Annotated in this window: 14 protein-coding genes; 6 read left to right on the forward strand and 8 right to left on the reverse strand. The window is 73.1% G+C overall.

Features of this window, described 5'->3' with window-relative positions:
• Positions 1-63: 63 nt before the first annotated feature.
• Positions 64-822 (forward strand): class I SAM-dependent methyltransferase, encoded by a 759-nt coding sequence (locus tag WME96_RS23690; RefSeq protein WP_061618469.1) that lies wholly within the window; start codon positions 64-66, stop codon positions 820-822.
• Between the two features lie 25 nt (positions 823-847).
• On the opposite strand, the gene WME96_RS23695 is transcribed toward WME96_RS23690, so the two are convergent.
• The 5 genes from WME96_RS23695 to rpsO all read right to left on the reverse strand — a co-directional run bounded on the left by WME96_RS23695 (position 848) and on the right by rpsO (position 8,657).
• Complete coding sequence (locus WME96_RS23695; RefSeq protein WP_437283856.1) at positions 848-1,909, reverse strand: hypothetical protein; 1,062 nt, start codon at positions 1,907-1,909, stop codon at positions 848-850.
• Between the two features lie 94 nt (positions 1,910-2,003).
• Positions 2,004-3,914 (reverse strand): protein kinase domain-containing protein, encoded by a 1,911-nt coding sequence (locus WME96_RS23700; RefSeq protein WP_437283857.1) that lies wholly within the window; start codon positions 3,912-3,914, stop codon positions 2,004-2,006.
• Entirely contained in the window at positions 3,911-5,338 is a 1,428-nt protein-coding gene (gene pyk / locus WME96_RS23705) for a pyruvate kinase (RefSeq protein WP_061617973.1), read from the reverse strand. The genes WME96_RS23700 and pyk overlap by 4 nt, the downstream gene beginning before the upstream one ends.
• Positions 5,339-5,634: 296 nt before the next feature.
• Positions 5,635-7,899 carry a polyribonucleotide nucleotidyltransferase gene (pnp, locus tag WME96_RS23710; RefSeq protein WP_437283858.1) on the reverse strand — a complete coding sequence of 755 codons (2,265 nt, stop codon included), beginning with the start codon at positions 7,897-7,899 and terminating at the stop codon, positions 5,635-5,637.
• A 491-nt stretch (positions 7,900-8,390) separates the two neighbouring features.
• Complete coding sequence (gene rpsO / locus WME96_RS23715; RefSeq protein WP_061619654.1) at positions 8,391-8,657, reverse strand: 30S ribosomal protein S15; 267 nt, start codon at positions 8,655-8,657, stop codon at positions 8,391-8,393.
• A gap of 351 nt (positions 8,658-9,008) precedes the next feature.
• On the opposite strand from rpsO, the gene WME96_RS23720 reads away from it, so the two are divergent.
• On the forward strand, positions 9,009-10,571 hold the full coding sequence (locus WME96_RS23720) for a serine/threonine-protein kinase (protein WP_437283859.1): 1,563 nt from the start codon (positions 9,009-9,011) through the stop codon (positions 10,569-10,571).
• A gap of 14 nt (positions 10,572-10,585) precedes the next feature.
• Here the strand turns inward: WME96_RS23720 and ruvX are convergent, their stop codons facing one another.
• Entirely contained in the window at positions 10,586-11,014 is a 429-nt protein-coding gene (gene ruvX / locus WME96_RS23725) for a Holliday junction resolvase RuvX (RefSeq protein ID WP_437283860.1), read from the reverse strand.
• Between the two features lie 112 nt (positions 11,015-11,126).
• On the opposite strand from ruvX, the gene hisS reads away from it, so the two are divergent.
• From hisS to WME96_RS23740, 3 genes are read left to right on the forward strand one after another with little or no spacing between them, the layout of a single operon-like run.
• Positions 11,127-12,416, forward strand: coding sequence for a histidine--tRNA ligase (gene hisS / locus WME96_RS23730; RefSeq protein WP_437283861.1), 1,290 nt, complete (start codon positions 11,127-11,129; stop codon positions 12,414-12,416).
• 53 nt (positions 12,417-12,469) lie between these two features.
• Entirely contained in the window at positions 12,470-14,227 is a 1,758-nt protein-coding gene (locus WME96_RS23735; RefSeq protein ID WP_437283862.1) for a hypothetical protein, read from the forward strand.
• Between the two features lie 24 nt (positions 14,228-14,251).
• On the forward strand, positions 14,252-14,884 hold the full coding sequence (locus WME96_RS23740; RefSeq protein ID WP_437283863.1) for a COMM domain-containing protein: 633 nt from the start codon (positions 14,252-14,254) through the stop codon (positions 14,882-14,884).
• Between the two features lie 9 nt (positions 14,885-14,893).
• Here WME96_RS23740 and WME96_RS23745 read toward each other — a convergent pair whose 3' ends face one another.
• Positions 14,894-17,095 carry a hybrid sensor histidine kinase/response regulator gene (locus tag WME96_RS23745; RefSeq protein ID WP_437292347.1) on the reverse strand — a complete coding sequence of 734 codons (2,202 nt, stop codon included), beginning with the start codon at positions 17,093-17,095 and terminating at the stop codon, positions 14,894-14,896.
• 47 nt (positions 17,096-17,142) lie between these two features.
• Positions 17,143-19,533, reverse strand: coding sequence for a hypothetical protein (locus tag WME96_RS23750; protein WP_437283864.1), 2,391 nt, complete (start codon positions 19,531-19,533; stop codon positions 17,143-17,145).
• A gap of 231 nt (positions 19,534-19,764) precedes the next feature.
• On the opposite strand from WME96_RS23750, the gene WME96_RS23755 reads away from it, so the two are divergent.
• Entirely contained in the window at positions 19,765-21,018 is a 1,254-nt protein-coding gene (locus WME96_RS23755; protein ID WP_437283865.1) for an MFS transporter, read from the forward strand.
• Positions 21,019-21,182: the final 164 nt, after the last annotated feature.

Below are 21,182 nucleotides of genomic sequence, written 5' to 3' on the forward strand. Positions count from 1 at the left end.
AGAGATGCGCCCCTCTGCGCCCCGGCGCAAGCCGCGCGCGCCGGGGAGTACTATAGCGAGCCCATGCGATCCCAGACGGAAGAGGCCACCGCGGACGAGCACCTGCGCGCCACGCGGGCGTACTACGACGAGTTCTCGGCGCGCTACGAGGCCCGGCGCGGGGGCCGGGATCGGGGGGGCTACCACGACCTCGTCGACGCGCTCGAGGTCGACTTCGTGCGGCGCTTCGGCGAGGGCCGCGACGTGCTCGAGGTGGGGTGCGGGACCGGGCTCCTGCTCGCGCGCATCCGCGAGTTCGCGCGCGCCGCGCGCGGGGTCGACCTCTCGCCCGGCATGCTCGAGCGCGCCCGCGAGCGCGGCCTCGACGTCGTGGAGGGCAGCGCCACCGCGCTGCCGTTCGCCGACGGGAGCTTCGACGTCGCCTGCTCGTTCAAGGTGCTGGCCCACGTCGAGGACGTGCGCCGCGCGCTGTCGGAGATGGCGCGCGTGGTGCGGCCCGGCGGGCACGTGATCGCCGAGTTCTACAACCCCTACAGCCTGCGCGGGCTCGTGAAGAAGCTCGGCCCGGCGGGCGCCATCAGCGACAGGACCCGGGAGAGCGCCGTCTACACGCGCTTCGACGCGCCGCGCGCCGCCGCCGCCCTGATGCCGGCGGGCATGCGCGTCGTCGCGTCGCGGGGCGTGCGCATCGTGACCCCGTTCGCGGCCGCGATGCGCGTGCCGGGCCTCGGAAGGCTCCTGCACCGGGCGGAGTGGGCGCTGTGCGACTCGCCGCTCGCGCAGCTCGGCGGCTTCTGGATCGCCGCCGCGCAGAAGGCGTGAGCCGCGCCGCGCGGGGCGGGCCCGGTCAGAACCGGCCGGCGACCCCCGCGTACAGGCCGCCGGGGAGCACGGAGATCGTCGGCGCGGCGGAGAAGCTCGGGGGCGGCGGCGGCACGGGGCGCGGGCGGAAGGCGACCGTCTGCGGGACGAACGTGATCTGCGCGTGGGCGATCCCGGCCGCGACGAGCGTCGCGAAGGCCCCGAAGGCCACGCGGTTCACCGCGGCCGCGGTGCCGATCCGGCGGTTCAGCGCGTCGATGTCGACGCTCTGCACGGGGCCGCCGCCCGGCGGCGGGGGCCTCGCCGTGACGTCGACGTTCTGGTAGCTCGCGAGCGCCAGCGCCGAGACGATCGACGTCCCGCCGGCGACGGCCTGGCTGACCAGGAAGAACCAGCCGAACCCCTCGTCGCCGTTCTGGAACTGCCCCACCCCGAACGGCAGCATCGCGATCCAGCGGGAGTTCTGATCCACGACCCGCTCGCGCCCGGCCAGGCGCTGGAGCTCGGCGACCCACCGGCGCTCGTCCTGGCGGCGCTGCTCGATCCGCAGCCGCGCCGCGCGCTGCGCCTCGGCCCGCTGCTGCGTCACCTCCTCGATCCGCGCCCGGATCCGCGCCCGGACCGCGGAGAACCGATCGATGACCTCGGGCTGGAACACCGCCGGGTTCGGCGCGTAGCCCGGGTTGGCGAGGAGGATCTGCTCGATGTACGCGTCCGCCTCGCCCGTGCGCCGCAGCGCCACCAGCGCCGCGGCGGCGAGGCCGCGCGCCCGCTCGATCAGATCGGGCTCGGAGATCCTGCACGGCGTGCTCGCGGCGTCGGTCGGGCCGCGCTCGCAGGGAGGGTTCGCGGGGTCGAGCATCGCCGCGAAGCGGCTCACCGCCTCCTCGTAGCTCCCGGCGTCGAAGCGCGTCTTCGCGACCTCGAACTGCTGCATGTCGTCGGCCCGCGCGAGCGCCGCGGAGCACAGCGCGAGCGCGCCCACCGCCGCCGCCGCGAGGCGCCGCGGCGCCGGCAGGGTGCGGCGGCTCCCGACCGATGGGAAGCGAGCGCCGGGAGATTTCCCGCCTGGAGTTCGCGCAGCCATGCGGAGGAGTTCGCCGTGATGTAGCGGAGTTTCGCCGGAGATGCTGAGATTTCAGGTGCCGACGCGGGAATGACGGGGAACGACGGCGATCCCTTCAACCGGACGGCCAGAAAACGGTGTTCGACTCGCCGGCCACGAGCGTCACGTTGCCGACGAGCGGCGCGGCGTCCGACGCAGCAGGCGTGAACCGACAGCGCCCGCTCCAGAACACGTCGCTGAGGGTCACGGTCTGCGGGCTGCCCGCGTAGCCGATGAGGCCGATCTGCGGGCACGCGTACTGCGCGTTGGGCGGCGCGCCGCTCAGGACGACCGTGCTGGGCAGGATCTCCAGCTTGTGGATGATCCGCTGCGGCGCGGTGACGCCCGGCTTGGGCGCGACGACCGAGATGACGCCCGAGTACGGCTTGCAGCACCGCGAGTTCGGCACGCTGATGTGGACGCTGTGGGCGCCGATCTTGAGCGGCGTGACCTTGTTCGCGCCGAACCAGTTGATCTCGACGCCGTCGAGCACGAGCTTCGCGCCGCTCGGGACGATCTGGAAGACGACGTCGCGAACGGACGGGACCTCCTCTTGCGGCGCGGTCGGCGGGGGCTGCGGCCGCGCGCGGGGGCGCGGCGCGGCCGCCACGTCCATGGCGCTGGGCACCTCCGTGGCGCGGGGCGCGACCGCGCGCAGGTTCGGCCGCGGTACCAGGGCGTCCATGGGCGCCGACGGCTGCGGCTCGGGCGGCGCGAGCGCGCCTCCGTCCGGCGGCGGGGGCTCGCGGAGGGCGCGGGCGATCGCGAACGCGCCGACGCCGAGCGCCACCGACCCGAGCGCCACGGCGAGCGCGCGCTGCGCGAGCTTCCGTCGGTTGCGGCTCGCGTTGAGCCGCGCGAGCCGCTTGAGGATGGAGAGGTCGTTCGGCGTGAGGGCGAGCGCCCGGTTGTAGTCGGCGGCCGCGCCCGGCACGTCGCCGCGCTTGCGGGCGGCCTCCGCGCGCGCCACGAGCCGCGGGACGAGCCGCGTCACGTGGCGCTCGGTGTAGCCCGCCGGGTCCGCGAAGTAGGCGGCGAGCTCGGCGCGCGGCTCCACCACGCCGAGCTCCGTGAGCTCGGCCCGGATCAGATCGGCGAGCGCCCGGGGGCTCGCCGTGCGGGCCGCGATGTCGTGCGCGAGGGCCCCCGCCACGATCCGGCTCCACCGCGCGCCCACGGCGGGCCGCTCGCGCTCCGCCTCCGGGTAGGCCCCCTCGAGCACCTTGCGGAGCACCTGCGCCGGGTTCTTGCCCTCGAACGGCAGGTGCCCGACGAGGCACTCGTAGAAGAGCACCCCGAGCGCGAACACGTCGGTGCGCGCGTCGACCTCGCCCCCCTCGATCTGCTCCGGCGCCATGTGCGCCGGCGAGCCGAGCACCTGCCCGGTCGAGGTGACCCCCTGGGCGTCGAGGACCTTGGCGATGCCGAAGTCGGTCAGCTTGATGAGCACGCCCGCGCCGTCCCAGCTCGCGCCATCGCGGTCGGACGGCAGCTCGACCAGCACGTTCTCCGGCTTCACGTCGCGGTGGATGATCCCGGCCGCGTGCGCGTGCTCCAGCGCGTCGCAGAGCTCGAGCACCACGGCGGCGCCGACCTCGGCCGGCATGTCGCGGTGGGCGCTCAGGATCTTGCGCAGCGTGGAGCCGCGGAGCAGCTCGACCACGAGGTAGCGCTCGCGGTCCTGCTCGCTGGAGACGTCGAACACCTCGACGATGCCGGGGTGGCGCAGCTTCGCCGCCGCGCGCGCCTCGGCGACGAAGCGGGTGCCGACCTCGGCATTCTCCCGCAGGTGTCTGTGGATGATCTTGACCGCGACCTCGCGGCGGAGGCGCGGGTCGCGGGCGCGGTAGACCGTGGCCATGCCGCCATGGCCGAGCTCCTCGATCAGCTCGTACTTGTCGAGCCTCGGGAGGCCTTCCGCGCCCGCGTGTCTGGAGAGGGAGTCCTGCTCGCCCGTCGAGCCCCTATCGGGGGCGGGCAGGCTCATTCAACAACCTTCACCCGAATCGTGTTGGTCGACCCCGAGACGCCGACGGGGGCTCCGAAGATGGTGACGAGCTTGTCGCCGGGCGAGACCAGGCCGCTCGCGAGGAGCTGCCCGGTGGCGCGCTCGACCATCTCGTCCGAGTTCCGGAGCGCGTCGACGGGGAACGGCACCACGCCCCAGAGCAGCGCGAGCCGCCGGCGCGTCGTGTCGTTCGGCGAGAAGGCGACGATCGGCACCACGGGGCGCGCCTTCGACGCGTACCGCGCGGTGAGGCCGCTCTCGGTGAACGCGATGATGAGCTTCGCGCCGATGTCCTTCGCGATGTCGCACGCGGCGCGCGCGGTCGCCTCCGGGACGTTGGCGCGCTGGCCGGGCTGCTCGCTCGAGAGGTAGCGGTAGAACGAGCTCTGCTCGGCCTCGGTGACGATGCGGGCCATCATCCGCACGACGAGCGGCGGGTGCGCGCCGGTCGCGGTCTCCTGCGAGAGCATGACCGCGTCGGTGCCGTCGAAGACGGCCGTCGCCACGTCGCTCGCCTCGGCGCGCGTCGGGCGCGTCGCGGTCACCATCGACTGGAGCATCTCGGTCGCGACGATGACCGGCTTCTGGTGCACGCGCGCGAGGCCGAGGATCTCGCGCTGGATGATCGGCACCCGCTCCGGGTTGAACTCCACGCCAAGGTCGCCGCGCGCCACCATGACGCCGTCCGAGGCGAGGATGATCGCCTCGAGGTTGTCGATGGCGCCTGGCGTCTCGATCTTCGAGACGATCGGCGTCGGGCGACCCCAGGCCTCGCAGATGTCGCGCACGTGCCGGACCTCGTCCGCGTTGCGCACGAACGAGAGGGCGACGTAATCGACCCCCTGCGCGAGGCCGAAGCTCAGGTCGGCCTTGTCCTTCTCGGTGAGGGCCGAGATGCGCACGCGCCTCGCGGGCAGGTGCACGCCGACGCGATCGCGCAGGCGTCCGCCCTGCGTCACGCCGGCGTGGACGCGCTCCCCGTCCACCTTGGTGACGGTGACCACGACACGGCCGTCGTCCATCAGGACGACGTCGCCCGGCTGCAGGTCGGACGCGAGCCCCTCGTAGAGGATCGGGATCTCGCCGGGCGTGGCAACAGGGCTGTCCCTGTTCGCCTCAATCAGGGTGACCGAAGCCCCGTCAGCCACCTCGAAGGTGTTGCCGGGGAAGCGACCGGCTCGGATCTTCGGGCCGCAGAGGTCTTGCAGGATCGCCACAGGCTTCCCGCAGGCCTCCGCAGCCGCACGGACCGTGGCGATAGCTTTGCCATGATCCTCATGCGAGCCGTGAGAGAAGTTGAGTCGAGCGACATCCATACCGGCGCGGATGAGCTGCTCCAGCGTCGTTTGAGAGTCACACGAAGGGCCAATGGTACAGACGATTTTCGCTCTGCGTACGAGCACGGGCGGAGCATGCCACGAGCAGGGGTCTCGACACTACCCTGATTGTGAAGGGGCCATGCGGAGTTCATCAGATTCCAACAAAGCAGCGCGATGCCTGCTCCAGGCGTGGCGCGCGCCGCGGCCGCGCGCGTCAACGCAGCAGCCGGGCGCGCCGGCCCGCTGGCAGGCAGCGATCGCCGCGCAGAGCCGCGGATCGCCGCAGATCAGACGTACTTCGTGATGGGGAGTGAGCGACGGGGGAGGCCCAGCGGCGCGCCGCAGCGCGGCATGGCGTCCCCGTCCTCGGGGGCGATCGACTAGGAGCGGCGCTCGCGGCGCTCGCGCGGCGGCCCGCCGCGATCGCGGTCCATGCCGGGACGCGGTCCGCGATCGCCGCCGCGGCCACCGCCGGGGCCGTCGCGCCGCGGCGGCGGGCCGGCGTCGCGCGCCTGCGCCATGCGCTCGCGCGCCCGATCGCCCTCCTCGCCCTCCGGGAGCGGGAGCAGCTCGCGTCGGCTCAGCCGGATCTTCCCGTCGCGGTCGACGCTCAGCACCTTCACGTCGAGCGAGTCGCCCTCCTTGAGGACGTCCTCGACGCGCTCGACGCGCGTGTGCGCCATCTCGGAGATGTGCAGCAGGCCGTCGGTGTTCGGCAGGATCTCGACGAACGCGCCGAAGTCGGTGAGGCGCTTGACCGTGCCCTTGTACGTCGCCCCGACCTCGGGCTCGGCGGTCAGGCCCTTGATGATGTCGAGCGCCCTCCGCACCGCGTCCGAGTCCGCCGACGCGACGTTCACGGTGCCGTCGTCCTCGACGTCGATCGCGACGCCGGTCTGGTCGACGATGCCCTTGATGGTCTTGCCGCCGGGGCCGATGATGAGCCGGATCTGGTCGGGCTTCACGCGCACCGTGGTGATCCGCGGCGCGTACTGGCTGAGCTCGGGCCGCGTGGTCGGCAGCGTCTCCAGCATCTTGTTCAGGATGTGGAGCCGCCCCTCGCGCGCCTGATCCAGCGCCTGCATCAGGATCACCCGGCTCAGGCCGGCGATCTTGATGTCCATCTGGATCGCGGTCACGCCGCGCGCCGTGCCGCAGACCTTGAAGTCCATGTCGCCGAGGTGATCCTCGTCGCCGAGGATGTCCGAGAGCACCGCGTAGCGCTGGCCCTCCATGATGAGCCCCATCGCGATGCCGGCGACGGGCGACTTGATCGGCACGCCCGCGTCCATGAGCGACAGGCACCCGCCGCAGACCGCCGCCATCGATGACGATCCGTTCGACTCCAGCGTCTCCGACACGATGCGGATCGTGTAGGGGAACTGATCCGGCGGCGGGATCATCCGGGAGAGCGCGCGCTCGGCGAGCGCGCCGTGGCCGATCTCGCGGCGGCCGGGGCCGCGCATCGGCTTCGTCTCGCCGGTCGAGAAGGGAGGGAAGTTGTAGTGGAGGTAGAAGCGCTTCCACGTCTCCCCCATCAGGCCGTCGATCTTCTGCTCGTCGGTCGAGGTGCCGAGCGTCGTCGTGACGATCGCCTGCGTCTCGCCGCGCTGGAACAGCGCGCTGCCGTGGACGCGCGGGAGCAGGCCCACCTCGCACATAATCGGCCGGATGCTCTTGCCGTCGCGGCCGTCGATGCGCCGGCCCTCGTCGATCACGTAGGTGCGGACGACGTGCGCCTTGCGCTCCTCGAACTCGGCCTTCACGAGCCCCTGGAGCGGCAGGAACTTCTCGGCGCCGAGCTCGGCGCTCAGCGTCTCGGTCAGCTTCTTCTTGAGCGTGCTGTAGCCGTCGTAGCGCGCCTTCTTGTCGGTCACCCGCGTCGCGGCCTTGAGGTCCGCGTCGACGATCTGGGCGACGCGCTGCTTCACGTCGTCCGGCAGCGCCGGGGCGACGAACTCGCGCTTCTGCTTGCCCACCGCGGCGCGCATCTTCTCGATGAGGTCGATGACCGGCTGCGCCGTCTCGTGCGCGAACATCAGCGCGTCGATGATCTCCGCCTCGGTCGCCTCGGCGGCGCCGCCCTCGACCATCACGATCGCGTCGCGCGAGCAGGCGACGACGAGATCGATGTCGCAGCGCTCGATGTCGGCGACCGTCGGGTACGCGACGAACTCGCCGTCGAGCCGGCCGACGCGCACGCCCACGACCGGGCCGTGCCAGGGGATCTCCGAGATGTGCAGCGCGGCGCTCGCGCCCGTCAGCGCCAGGACGTCGGCCTTGTTCTGCTTGTCGCTGGAGAGGACGGTCGCGATGATCTGCGTGTCGCGCTTGAAGCCCTCGGGGAAGAGCGGGCGGAGCGGGCGGTCCATGAGGCGGCACGTGAGGATCTCCTCCTCGCGCTGGCGCGCCTCGCGCTTGAAGAAGCCGCCGGGGATCTTGCCGGCGGCGTACGTCTTCTCGACGAACTCGCAGGTGAGCGGGAAGAAGTCGAGGCCCGGCCGCTCGTCCTGCGAGACGACGGTGACGAGCACCATGGTGTCGCCGTAGGTGACGAGCACGGCGCCGTGCGCCTGCTTGGCCAGGCGGCCGGTCTCGAGGGTGAGGGCACGGCCGCCCACCATGACGGATTCACGAACAAACATTGGATTTTCAGCTCTCTCTCGCGATCGCGAGGGCCGCTGCGTGCGGCGCTACGCCGAGCGCGAGGGGCTGCTCTTCTTCCTCGGTCCCTGCGCAGGAGCCGCGCTGCTGCGCACGAAGCGAAGACGAAGACGCGCGGAGCCCGCGCTCGGGAACGGCGAGGCCGGTCACCCCGCTGTTCCATGGTCAGTGAATGACCTCCTTAAAGCGTCCGCTCCGCTCTCGCCAGCGCAAAAAGCAGACGTTCAGGGGTGCGCACCGCGAACTTCCCGAACGGAAGGAGCGCGAACGGCCAGCGAAACGCCGGCACTGGAGAGATCCTGGAACGGAATGAGGCGGGGCGGCGCTCCGCCGCGCGGAGCCGTGGGACGGACGAGCGAGCCCGGACGAGCCCACGGCGAAGTGCGTCGCCTGCCGCGCTGCCGCATGGGGGCGGCGCGCGGCAGGAGGGCGTCGCGCCGGCGAGAGCGGCGCGATCTGCCTGAGGATTCCGCTACTTGCGGAGGTTGAGGCGGTTGATGAGGTTGCGGTAGCGCTCGATGTCGACGCGCTTCAGGTAGTCGAGCTGACGGCGGCGCTGGCTGACCAGCTTCAGCAGGCCCCGGCGGGAGTGGTGGTCCTTCTGGTGCGTGCGGAAGTGCTCCTGGAGCTGGTTGATCCGCTCGCTGAGGAGGGCGATCTGGACCTCGGGCGACCCGGTGTCCCCCTCGTGGATCGCGTACTTCTGGATGATGTCCGTCTTCTGAACAGAATGCAGCATGGCTGGCTCTCCATGGCCTTGTCCGGTGCGCTGCCGAGCGTCCGGGCCGGTGCGTTGGTAACGCCGGCGACTGGCCAAGCGACGCCTGAAGGCGAGCCCCCCGCCCGGAGCGGCGGGAGCCCACGAGGTTCAGGCCAGTGAGCAGAGGAGCGCGCGAGTATACGCAGGCGCCTCGGTCCGTCAACGCGGTCGACATGGTCGCGCGATTTGTCACCCCCAGAAACGCCGATTGGCTACCCTCGGTCGGCGATGCCCGGCACCATCCGGCCCCCTGACGAAGCATCTCGACCGCAGTCCCGACCGCAGTCGGACGCACGCGGCTCGCAGTCGGATCTGCATATCGCGAACGCGATGACGAGCCTCTCCACCTCGGCCACCTCGCTCCCGACCCCGGGAAGCGACAACGCGACGCCCAAGGTTTGCCCCACCTGCGGGGTCCGGTACCCGGCCGAGTTCAGGGTGTGCCCCCGCGACGCCGCGACGCTCGACGACTCGGTCGACGACTCGCTGCGCGACGATCTCGTCGGCAAGACGCTCAACGAGACCTACACGGTCGTGCGCGTCGTCGGCGAGGGCGGCATGGGCCGCGTGTACGAGGCGCGCCACACGCGGATCTCGAGCAAGCGGTTCGCCATCAAGATGCTCCACCCGGAGTTCGCGCGGCAGCCGCAGGTGATCTCGCGGTTCCAGCGCGAGGCAGAGGCGGCGGCCGCGGTGCAGAGCCCGTACGTCGTCACCGTCTTCGACGTCCACCGCACCGCGGAGGGGCGGCCGTTCCTCGTCAACGAGTTCCTCGAGGGCAAGGAGCTCGCCGACTACCTCAACGAGGTCGGCAAGATGAAGATCGGGCCCGCCGTGCGCATCGTGCGGCAGATCTGCAAGGCGCTCGCGGCGGCGCACGCGAAGGGCGTGGTGCACCGCGACATGAAGCCGGAGAACGTCTTCCTCACCGGCGACCTCACGATGCCCACGGCCAAGGTGATCGACTTCGGCATCTCGAAGGTCGACGACGCGCCGGGCGCCGCGCTCACGCAGACCGGCATGATCATGGGCACGCCGTCGTACATGGCGCCGGAGCAGGCGCGCGGCGAGCGCGTCGATCACCGGGCGGACATCTACGCCGTCGGCGCGATCCTCTACTGCGCGCTCACCGGCAGCCGCCCGTTCGATCGCAACGACCCGACCGCGACGCTCACCGCGGTGCTCACCGAGGACCCGCCGCGCCCGCGCTCGCTCGAGCCGAGCATCCCCGAGCCGCTGGAGATGATCATCCAGCGGGCCATGGCGAAGGAGCCCCACCACCGTTACCAGACGATGGAGGAGTTCGACGCGGAGCTCGCGCTCTACGACTCGAGCGAGCCCGAGCCGAGGGAGCCGACCTCCCCCGCCCTGCCCGGGCCCCGCACGTCGCTGCCGTCGGCGCCGCGCGCCGCGCCGACGATGCAGCTCCGCCAGGCGCAGCAGGTGAGCATGGCGAGGCCGCTCATCCTGCTGCTCTCGACGCTGGGCGTGTTCTGGGTCGCCGGCAGCCTGATCACGCTGGTGACCGCGATCATCCGCCTCTCGCGCGGCGGCGGGGTCACCGACAACCTGACGGGCCTCGAGGCGGTCCTGCTCGCGTCCGGGATCGGCTTCGCGCTGATCACCCCCGCGCTGATCGGCGCGCGCCACGTGCGCCGGAACGTGTGGAACAACAGCATGAAGGCCGTCGATCTGTCCGACAACCTGCGGCGGCCGATCGTCGTCGGGCTGTGCGCGTACGGCTTCGCGTCGCTGCTCGTGCGGGTCATCGAGGCCGTCGTCCTCCGGCGCGCCGCCGGCGTCGCGTGGCCCATGTGGGACGTGGTGCTGTTCGGGATCGGCGCGATCGGCGCCGCCGGCGCGTACCTGCTGCTCCGCAGCGAGAGCCGCTAGGGCCGCGCCCCCCGCTAGCTGCGCCGCCCGTCCAGCCACGCCTGGAGCAAGAGCGCCGCCGCCGCCCCGTCGACGCGCTCCTTGCTCTTGCGCGCCGAGATGCCTCCGTCGCGCAGCCGCCGTGCCGCCTCGACCGTGGTCAGCCGCTCGTCGATGAGCTCCACCTCCACGCCGGTCGCGTCGGCCAGCGCCTGGGCGAAGGCGACCGCCCGCCGCGCGGCCGGCCCCTCGTCCCCGTTCATCTCGAGCGGCAGCCCGACCAGGAACCGCGTGAGGCCTTCGTCCCGGGCGAGCGCCGCGAGGGCCTCCAGCAGCGCCTTCCGGTTCCGCCCGTCGAGCAGCGGCCGCGGGTGGGCGTAGAGCCCGAGCTCGTCGGTGACGGCCACGCCCACGCGGGCCTTCCCAAGATCGATCGCCGCAGCGCGCGTCTTCGCCTTCGCCATGCCTCTGGGCAGAGCACATAGCCCTCGGACGGTGAGCCGGCGAGACCCAACGTACAGGGAAGCATCCGACCGGCTTGACCCGCTCGCCAGCACCGACCATAAGCGCCGCGCGATGGAACTGCGCGCGGTCCGGGGGATGAACGACATCCTCCCCGAAGAGGTGGAGCGCTGGCACAAGCTCGAGGGGGCCTTCCGCCTCCACGCGGAGCTCCACGGCTATGCCGAGGTGCGCACGCCGCTGCTCGAGCCGACGGAGCTCTTCCGCCACCAGATGGGGGAGACGACGGACGTGGTCGAGAAGGAGATGTACTCCTTCGAGCGCCACGGCGATGAGCTCACGGTGAGGCCCGAAGGCACCGCGGGCGCCGCGCGCGCGTACGTCGAGCACGCGGTCCACGCCAAGGAGCCGATCACCCGCTGGTACTACCTCGGGCCGATGTTCCGCGGCGAGCGGCCGGCGAAGGGGCGCTACCGCCAGTTCTACCAGGCCGGCTGCGAGCTCTTCGGCGATCCGGGGCCGCTCTGCGACGCCGAGACGATCGATCTCATCGCGGGCTTCCTGGAGCGCATCGGCATCGGCGACTTCGTCGTCCACGTGAACTCGCTCGGCAGCGCCGGCACGCGCGAGCGCTACCGCGAGGCGCTGCTCGCCCACTACACGCCGCGCAAGGACAGGCTCAGCGAGGACTCGCAGCGCCGCCTCGAGAAGAACCCGCTGCGCATCCTCGACTCGAAGGATCCGCGCGACCACGAGGTGTCGCGCGACGCGCCGTCGATCCTCGACCTGCTCGACGACGCGGACCGAGCGCACTGGGACGGCGTGCTCCGCTGCCTCGACGTGCTCGGCGTGAACTACGTCGTCGACCCGTCGCTCGTGCGCGGGCTCGACTACTACACGCGCACGCTCTTCGAGGTGAAGGCGACCTCGGGCGATCTCGGGTCGCAGAGCACGCTCGGGGGCGGCGGCCGCTACGACAACATGATCGCGGGGCTCGGCGGGCCGAGCGTGCCGGCGATCGGCTTCGCGATGGGGATGGAGCGGCTGCTCACGCTGATGCCGGGCGACACGTCGCGCCGGAGGCCCGGCTGCTTCCTCGCCCCGCTCGGCCAGGTGGGCTCGGACCGCGCGCTGGTGCTCGCGAAGCAGCTCCGCGCGCTCGGCGTCTCGGTCGAGCTCGACGGGCGCGGCGGGCGGCTCAAGGCGATGCTCCGGCGCGCGGACGCCCTCGGCGCGCGGCTCTGCGTGATCCTGGGCGACGCGGAGATCGAGCGCGGCGTCCTCCAGATCAAGGACCTCGCGGCGCACGTGCAGGAGGAGATCCCGCTCGACGGCGCGGCGCGCGTGCTCGCGGATCGGGCCCTCGAGTCTTCACCGGGCGGCGGCCAGCGGGGAGCGCGTTGACCTACGAGGCGATGGGAGAGCAGGGCTGCTCGCGGGAGGCGCGCGGCGCTCCGGTGAGCGAACCGGTGCGCGGTGCGCGGCCGGACGAGGCGAGGAGCCGGGGGCGGCGGCGATGCTCGGCGCCGGCGCTCTCGCTCGCGGCCGCGCTGGCGGTGCTCGCCGCGCCGTCGGTCGCGGCGGCGCAGGTCGGCTTCGGTCAGCCCGGCATGGGGCCGCCCCCGACGAGCTCGCCCCAGCAGCCGCCGCCCGGGACGCCGGAGACACACGCGGCGCCGACCTCCGAGGAGAGCCCGATCCAGACGCAGGAGCCGACGCTGCCGGAGGATCCGCTCGCGGTGCCGCCGTCGGCCAAGAAGCAGATCGGCACGAACGACCCCGGCGAGTGGGAGCGCGGGCGCGCCGAGGAGATCCAGCGCGACTGGTACGGGCTCTATTACGGCGAGCGGAGCGGCGACTACCAGTTCCGGACGGTCGTGCCCTTCTGGGCCGAGCGCAAGATGCCCGGCGATCGCGCCACGATGGTGACGCCGTTCTACTACAACCGGCGGAGCAAGGACGTCGACGCCGACGTGCTCTTCCCGTTCTTCTGGAAGCTGCGGGACCAGAACACCCACACGACGATCGTCGGCCCGTTCATGCACCGCGAGTCCGAGGGTCGCCCGGCGAGCCCCGGGCGCAAGGCGGAGCCGGGCCGGCACGACAACTGGCTCGCGCCGCTCTTCTTCGAGGGCAAGAGCGACGACGGGAGCGGCTACTTCCACATCCCTCCCCTGCTCACGTTCACGCACCACACCGCGCGAAGCGGCTTCAACATGGTCGGGCCCCTCTTCTGTAGCTGGAGAGGCGGCCCCGCGTGCGACGCGCGCTCCGCCGACAAGATCGATCTCGGCCTGGCGCCGCTCTACTTCTACGGCCGCGACGAGAGCAGCGAGTACGAGGTGATCCCGCCGCTCCTTCACTACTACCACTACAGCGACGTCGGAGACCGCTCGACGAACCTGTGGGGGCCGCTGCTCTGGCAGCACTCGCGCAAGGGCGACGTGTTCAACGTCATGCCGTTTTACTGGCATAGCTGGGGCAAGAACCACGACCGCACGACGCTGTTCCCGTTCTTCCACTACGGCGTCGAGGGCAACTCGAACCTGCTCATCACGCCGCTCTTCGTGAAGGCGCGCGGCGAGGAGGGGGAGAGCACCTTCGCGACCTGGGGCTACGCTCGCTATCGAGGGCGGACGGAGCTCGACATGATCACGCCGCTCTTCTGGCAGTACCGCGATCCCGACATCGATCTCGAGCGGACGATGCTGCTGCCGTTCTATTACCGGAACACCTCGCCGCGCAGCGACGATCTCGCGCTGTTCCCGCTCTACGGCCGCTTCAAGCGCCACGGGCTGAGCGACACGACGTGGCTCACGCCGTTCATCCGGCACACGAAGGATCTCACCGGCTGGGAGACGGACATCTACCCGTTCTTCTACTCGGGGCGCGATCGCAACTCGACGCACCTCGTCGTCGCGCCGTTCCTCTGGGACTTCGCGTCGCCGAGCTCGCGCACCACGGTGGTCCTGCCGCTCTTCTTCCGGTTCGCGGACCAGAACTCGGTGACGCAGCTCGCGCTCAACACGTTCTACAAGGAGCAGCGGGTGCGGCGAGGCAAGGAGTGGGAGTTCCACTTCTTCCCCGTGTTCTCGTACGGCGAGACGCCGGACGGGCACTGGTGGAACCTCCTCTACGGGCTCGCCGGGTACACGCGCCAGGGAACGATGTCGAAGATGCGCGCCCTCTACGTCCCCATCCAGCTCAGCGACTGAGCCGCGCGTGCTGACGAGGTCGCGATGAGCACGCCGGCGCACGAGGCGCCCTCCCCCCGCGCCGGGCTCCGCAGCCTGGGCGGGCAGCCGCCGCCCCCGGAGCTCGCCGCCGACCTGCGCCGGCTCCTGGAGCTGCCCGAGGGCGCGCGCCGGCGCCTCTGGGAGGCGCTCGGGCCGAGCCTCGGCGAGCCGGTGCCCGCGGCCGTGGAGCGGCACCTCGACGAGTTCTGCCGCCGGCACGAGGTCGGGTCCGAGGCGCTCGCGCGGGTGCTCAAGGCCTGCCGCTTCCTGGTCCGCGAGGCGAGCAAGCGCGATCTCGACCGCGCCGCCCTCTCGACCGACCTCGCGGTGCTCGTGCCCGTCGAGGAGGCCGAGGAGCTCCAGGCGATCCTGCTCGCCGGTTACGACCAGGCCAGGGCGGTCGTGCGGCGGGAGATCGTGCGCGGCGCGCTGCTCGACCACGGCAAGCTGCTCACCGGCGTCGACTGGCGCATCGACACGATCGCGGCCGCGAGCCGCGGGGCGAAGATCGCGGCGCCCGTCGTCGTGCTCACGCTGAGCTACCAGGAGGGCGACGCGCGCTCGCGCATCACGCTCCAGGCCACCCCCGACGTGCTGCGGGAGCTCCAGCGCGCCTGCGCGCAGATCCTGGGCTGATCGCGCGCGCTACGCGCCGCTACCCCGCGCGCTCGCGCTGTTCGCCGAGACGACCTCGGCGATCGCGGACAGCGCGTCCTCGGCGGAGAACGGCTTCTCGAGGAGCGGGCGGCCCGACGAGGCGAGGAACCGCTCGACGTCCGCGCCGAAGCCCACGCCGGTCATGAAGATGAACCCCTGCGCCAGCGCCGGGTCGCTCTCGCGGACGCGCGTGTAGAAGACGTCGCCCGACATGCCGGGCATCCGCAGGTCGCAGAGCACCACGTCGAAGCGCTGGCCGCCCGCGAGCATCCCCATCGCGGCGTCGGCGCTCGGCGCGAGCGACACCTGGTGCACGCGGCCGAGCTGCTCGGACAGCGCGCGCGCGAGCGACGCCTCGTCCTCCACCACGAGCACCCGCGCCCGCTTCGAGACGAGCCGCGGCACCGGCGACACGCTCGGGGTCGCCTCCTCCGTGCGCCCCGCCGCGGGCAGCGAGATGATGAAGCGCGCGCCGCCCGGCGGATCGGCCCCGGGGACCGGGCTCTCGGCCGTGATCTGGCCGCCCGCGCGCTCGATGATCTCCCGGCTGATCGACAGGCCGAGCCCGGTGCCGACCTCCGGCCCCTTCGTCGTGAAGAACGGCGCCCAGATCCGCGGCAGGTTCTCCTCCGCGATGCCGGCGCCGGTGTCGGTCACCACGATCTCGACCGTCTGCCCGTCGCTCCGCGTCTCGACCGTCACCGTCTGCTCGCGGGCCTCGAGCTTCGAGCTCGGCTTCGGGATCGCCTGCGCCGCGTTGACGAGCAGGTTCACGATGACCTGCCCGAGCCGGCCGTCCTCCATGAGGACCGGCGGCACCTCCGACAGGTTCTTCACGATCTGCGCCCGCTCGATGATCTGGCCGCGCGTGAGGCTCAGCGCGGACTCTACCGTGCGGTTCGCGTCCGTCAGCGTGCGCCGCGAGCCCTCGGGCTGCGGCGGGCTCGCGAACAGCTTGAGATCGCGGACGATGTCGACGATGCGCTTGATGGAGTCGCGCAGCTCCTGGAGCAGCTCCGACGCGCTCGAGGCAGCGGCGCCCTCCATGCGCACGTTCGGGCCGCGCAGGAGCCGGTCGAGCATGTCGAGGCCGAGCAGGATGAACGCCGCGGGGTTGTTGATCTCGTGGGCCACGCCGGCCGCCAGCGTGCCGAGCGTCGACAGCCGATCGACCTGGATGAGCCGCGTGCGCGCCGCGTGCTCGGTGCTCACGTCCGCGAGGACGCCCTCGATCGCCACCACGCGGCCGCGATCGGACACGAGCGGGTACACCGTGCCGCGGGCCGTGATCGCGTCGCCGCCCCGCCGGCGCAGGCGCGCCTCGTAGGAGGCCGACGGCGCGCCGAGCTTGGCCCGGGCGACCGCGTCCTCGAAGCACATCACGCCCTCCGGGTCGGCGTGCGCCTCCGCGAGGAAGCCCGGCGTCCTGAGCGCCTCGGCCACCGGCACGCCGAGGAGCCGCTCGGCGTGGCGGTTCAGGAACGAGAGCTCGCCGCTCTCGGGATCGAGGCGGAAGATGATGAGCGGCGCGTTGTCGAGCAGGTTCCGGTGCTGCTCCTCGAGCTCGCGGATGCGCAGCAGCCGCTCGGCGGCCTCGCGCTCGCCGGCGACGACGCGGAGCGAGCGATCGAGGCCGGCGCCGAGCGCCTCGGCGAGCTCTTCCAGGAGGGCGACAGGCGCCGCCGCTGCGGCGGCGGCCTCCGCGTAGCCGAGCACGAGCGCCGCGATGACGGGGCCGCCGCCCGCGCTCGCGGGCGACGAGGACCGCGCCGCCGGCTGGCCGGGCTCGGCGCCGGGCGGCGCGCTCCGCACCGGGAGCGCGACGTACGAGAGGCACCCCTCGGCGGCCCCCATCTTGTCGAGCGCGTCGCCCGCGCGGGTGCTCTCGCAGGAGAACGTCTTCCCCTCGCCGAAGACCCGCCGGAAGAGCGCCGCGGGCGCCGGGAGCCGCGCGGCGAACGGCGCCGCGGAGAGCGTCTCGCCGCGGAAGGTCGCGTACGCGAGCAGCGCCCCCTCGGGCTCGGGGAACACCACCGCGAGCAGGTGGAACGGGGCGAACCGGCAGACGGCGCCGGCGAGCTCCTCGAACGGCCTCGGCAGCAGCAGGTTCGAGTGGCGAGCGACGACGGTGAGGACAGCGTTCAGCGCGACGAGGCGGCGGGACCTCTCGCTCGCGGGCGCATCGAGCATTTCCACGACATCTCACCACGGCGGCGCGCAGGAACGAGAGGCATTCTTCACTTTTGTCCCGCCGGCGGCCCGGAAGAGGCTGCCGGGGACGTAGGCTGGGCGCAGCGCTCGAGCAGGCGGAGGGCGGCGTCCCGGCGCTCCTCGCTCACGACGGGCCCGGCGCCGGCCGCCCCGTCGTGGGCGGCATACTGGGCGAACATGCGGCGGGCGGTCTCGGCGTCGTCGAGGCCGCACGCCACGACGAGCCGCAGCCGCTCGGCCTCGATCCAGACGCGCTGGATGGGCAGGTGGGCCGCGAGCGCCCGCTCCAGGCGATCGGCGGCCTCGTCGAAGCGGCCGTCGTTCAGGTAATGGCGCCCGAGCAGGTAGCTCGGCAGGCCGTCGCCGGGCGCCTGCGCGGCCCAGGCGCCGAGCAGCTCCGCCGCCCGGAGCCTGTCCGGCGCGCCGCCGCGGGTGCCGATCAGCAGCTCGACGATGGCCGCGCGCGCGCGCTCGTCGCTCGCCGCGGCGATCTTGACGTCGAGCGTCCGGAGCCGGTCCTCGTCCACGAGCCGGCCGGCGACCTCGCGGTACCAGGTCACGGCGCGCTCCCGGTCGCCCGCCGCGAGCGCGACGTCGCCGAGCCGCTCCGCGGCGCGGTCGCGCAGGTGGCGCGGGATCGACCCGTCGCCGGCGATCGCCTCGAGCTCGCGGACGCCCTCGCTCCTGCTGCTGGGCGCGTCGCTGGCGAGCCGCGTGTCGGCGATCGCGACGCGGGTCGCGGGGCTCTGGTCGAGCGAGAGGACGCGCCGGTACTCGGCGATCGCGCCCTCGTGATCGCCGCGCGCGCGGAGCTGCTCGGCCTTCTGCGTGCACGCGTCGACCACGTGCGGGCAGCGCCGCTCGAAGACGGCGGGCCGGTCGAAGCGCGCCTTCGCCTGCGCCCTGGCGGCGTCGGGGAGCGCGAGCGCGTCGAGGTCGGCGTGCCAGGCGCGCTCCATCGCCGCCCACGGCGCCCCGGTGATCTCCGGCAGCGGCTGCCCGCCGTACCACGCGCGCACCGCGGCGGCGCCGTACGTCGCGCGCACGTAGCCGACGAAGGCGCCGCTCACGGTGTAGGCCGCCGACGAGTTCTCGGCGAGGAAGCCGAGCGCGAACAGGCGCGAGAGCGGCGGCAAGATCCCGAGATCTTTCATGGCCTTGGCCCACCCGCGCGGGCTCAGGTCCTCGCCCTCCTTGGGCGAGCCGGCGACGGCGATCCCCTCGATGAGGCCCGGGTCGGGGAGCCACCCGCCGAGCCGCCCGGCCACCTTGAACGGGCCGCGGGCGAAGGCGCCGGCGAGCACGTGCATGATCTCGTGCCCCAGGACGGGGTGCGGGTAGCCGGCGGCCTGCAGGTACACCTCGCGGCGCCACGGCTTCGCGACGTACGTGCGCGAGGCGCCCATGAGCGCGCCCTTCTGCGCGGCGCTCTCGAACAGGTAGGCGCGGACGCGGAGCGGCTCGCCGTCGACCTCGACGGGCGCGCCGAGCCAGCGCTCGCCGGCCTCGATGTGCGCGTCGCACTCGCGCACGAAGCGCTGGACGTCGGCCTCGCGCATGCCGCGCGGGTAGACGACCTCGCAGCGCTGGCCCTGCGAGAGCGCGCCGAGCTCGGCCGCGATGCTCTCGGAGGTCTGGAAGTGGCCGAGGCGCGCGCCCTCGAGGAGCGTCCCGGCGCTCACCGCGGCGCTCGCCGCGCCGAGCAGGAGCAGGCCGGGGCGGCCCTGCGGCTGGAATGTCACGCGGCCGCTCGCGTCGTGGACGAGGTGCTGCGCGAGCGCGGACGCGGCGAACAGGGTGGCGAGGGTGCCGGCGCGGTACGTGAGCAGCCCCGAGGCGTCGACGACCGTGTCGTAGAGGGTGCCGCTGAAGAAGCCGGCGAAGGGGTCGTAGGCGAAGACGATCGGGCTCGTGTAGAAGCGGACGACGCTCACGCCGGCCGAGCCGAGCGGGGCGGCGAGCGCGGCGATGACGGCGGCGAGGCGGCGGCGCCACGCCGGCGGCGGGGGCGCGGCGTCGTCGCGCCGGCTGCCCGCGGCGAGCTCGCCCGCGACGGCGCCCCACGCGCCGCCGAGCGCGGCGCCGAGCCCGGGCCCGAGGGCGAAGTGCGCGGAGCCGCCGAGCACGTCGCAGAAGCCGGCGCGGAGGCCGTGCGCGAGCGTGCTGGCGTACGCGACGAGGGCGAAGAGGGCGCCGTTCGCGACGCCGCGCCGGAACGCCTCGATCGGCGGGGGGCGGTGGGCGGCGACGTCGAGCGCGGTCGCGATCGCGGCGGCGCCCGGCACGAGGAGGCCCGCGGCGAGCGCGCTCTCGTAGCCGGGGCCGTCGAAGAGGGGCAGGAAGCCGACGAGCGCCATCGCGATCGCGACGAGCGCTGCGCCGATCCTGGTGGCCGGTGAACGCAGGAGCGTGGGCATGGGCGCGTGTGGCTCCGGGGAAGCCTTAGTAGCCGCGCCGGCCCTCCGAGGCGAGCGAGATGCGGGCGCCGTGAGTCCGATGCGGGACGTGAGCATCGCGCATCTGTCCGGAGTGCCTCTGGCTTGCCACGCCTCCGCGCGGCCACCGCGATCCCGTCGATCGAGGCGCGCGGATGCGGCGGCAGACGCCGCTCCCCCTCCTTCCGCTTTCCTGCTCTGCTCGCGCTCTCCATGCCCTCCCCTTCCCGCGACGGCCTCTCTCGCAACCCCGATTTCCTGCGCCTCTGGGCGGCGCAGGCGGTGAGCGCGCTGGGCGGGCGCGTCAGCCGGACGGCGCTGCCCGTGATCGCGATCGTGAGCCTCGGGGCCGACGCGGTGGGCGTGGCGGTGCTCTCGGCGCTGGCCACCGCGCCGGGCGTCCTGGTGGGGCTCTTCGCGGGCGGGCTCGTGGATCGCTCGCGCAAGCGGCCGCTGCTCATCGGCGCGGATCTCGCGCGCGCGGCGCTGATCCTCTCGGTCCCGATCGCGGCATGGGCCGGCGCGCTCACCCTCGTCCACCTCTCCGCGGTGGCCGCGCTGGTCGGCATGGCCACGTCCCTGTTCCAGATCGCCGACAACGCGTACCTGCCGGCGCTCGTCGGGCAGGACCGCCTCGTCGAGGCGAACGCGCGGCTGGAGGGGACCGAGGCCGCCGCGGAGATCGCCGGCCCCGGCGCGGCGGGCCTCCTGATCCAGGCGCTCACCGCGCCGGTGACGATGGTGGTGGACGCGCTGTCCTACCTCGGGTCGGCGGCGCTGCTCGGGCGCATCCGGGCGGCGGAGGCGCCGGCCGCCCCTGAAGGCGATGCGGCCGGGAGCGGCGCCTCGCTCCGCGAGGATCTCCGGGTGGGGCTGCGCCACGGCCTCGGCCACCCCGTGGTCGGGGCGACGTTCATGGCCCTGGGCGCGCAGGCGCTCCTCAGCGGCGGGGCCTTCTCCGCGCTGTACATGCTCTACCTCCTGGAGCACCTGCGGCTGGACCCCGCCGCGGTCGGCCTGATCATCAGCGTGGGCGGGATTGGCGCGCTCGGCGGCAGCGTCATCGCGGGCTGGCTGGGCCGCCGCCTCGGCGCCGGTCCGGCGATGATCCTCAGCCTCACCGTGGGCCAGGCGGGCGCCTTGCTCATCCCGCTCGCCGCGCAGCTCGGCGACCTCGCCGTCCCCGCGCTGGTGCTGCACCAGCTCGTCGGGGACGCGTTCCTCGTCGCGTTCATGATCCACGCGGTGAGCGCCCGGCAATCGATGCTGCCCCTGACGGTGCTCGGCCGCGTCAACGCCACGCTCCACGTGATCACGGGCGCGCTGTTGCCCGCGGGTACCCTGGCTGCCGGCTGGCTCGCGGGCCGCATCGGCGTGGAAGCGACGGTGTGGGCCGGCGTGCTCGCAGGCCTCGCCGCGCCGCTCCTGCTGCTGCGACCCGCGGTGTGGAGGCTGCGCGCGGGCTGAACGCCGCGCCGGGCGCGGCCGCGCGGCGAGGCAGCGCTGTCCGAGGTAGGTCTTGGAGGACGCTCAGGCGCAGTGCCGTGGGGACGTGACGTCCCGGGCCGCGGCGGCGCGAACCTTTGTCGGATGACGCAACCCATTGCGGAAGGAAGCAACCGGTTGCGGAA

The sequence above is a fragment of the Sorangium sp. So ce406 genome, assembly GCF_051474675.1.
GTDB classification, from domain to species: domain Bacteria; phylum Myxococcota_A; class Polyangia; order Polyangiales; family Polyangiaceae; genus Sorangium; species Sorangium cellulosum_G.

What these genes read in the sequence shown, in the direction of transcription:
- WME96_RS23690 (WP_061618469.1), top strand. Translation starts at nt 64, where the DNA reads ATGCGATCCCAGACGGAAGAGGCCACCGCGGACGAGCACCTGCGCGCC.
- WME96_RS23695 (WP_437283856.1), bottom strand. Translation starts at nt 1,909, where the DNA reads ATGGCTGCGCGAACTCCAGGCGGGAAATCTCCCGGCGCTCGCTTCCCA.
- WME96_RS23700 (WP_437283857.1), bottom strand. Translation starts at nt 3,914, where the DNA reads ATGAGCCTGCCCGCCCCCGATAGGGGCTCGACGGGCGAGCAGGACTCC.
- pnp (WP_437283858.1), bottom strand. Translation starts at nt 7,899, where the DNA reads ATGTTTGTTCGTGAATCCGTCATGGTGGGCGGCCGTGCCCTCACCCTC.
- rpsO (WP_061619654.1), bottom strand. Translation starts at nt 8,657, where the DNA reads ATGCTGCATTCTGTTCAGAAGACGGACATCATCCAGAAGTACGCGATC.
- WME96_RS23720 (WP_437283859.1), top strand. Translation starts at nt 9,009, where the DNA reads ATGACGAGCCTCTCCACCTCGGCCACCTCGCTCCCGACCCCGGGAAGC.
- ruvX (WP_437283860.1), bottom strand. Translation starts at nt 11,014, where the DNA reads ATGGCGAAGGCGAAGACGCGCGCTGCGGCGATCGATCTTGGGAAGGCC.
- hisS (WP_437283861.1), top strand. Translation starts at nt 11,127, where the DNA reads ATGGAACTGCGCGCGGTCCGGGGGATGAACGACATCCTCCCCGAAGAG.
- WME96_RS23740 (WP_437283863.1), top strand. Translation starts at nt 14,252, where the DNA reads ATGAGCACGCCGGCGCACGAGGCGCCCTCCCCCCGCGCCGGGCTCCGC.
- WME96_RS23745 (WP_437292347.1), bottom strand. Translation starts at nt 17,095, where the DNA reads ATGCTCGATGCGCCCGCGAGCGAGAGGTCCCGCCGCCTCGTCGCGCTG.
- WME96_RS23750 (WP_437283864.1), bottom strand. Translation starts at nt 19,533, where the DNA reads ATGCCCACGCTCCTGCGTTCACCGGCCACCAGGATCGGCGCAGCGCTC.
- WME96_RS23755 (WP_437283865.1), top strand. Translation starts at nt 19,765, where the DNA reads ATGCCCTCCCCTTCCCGCGACGGCCTCTCTCGCAACCCCGATTTCCTG.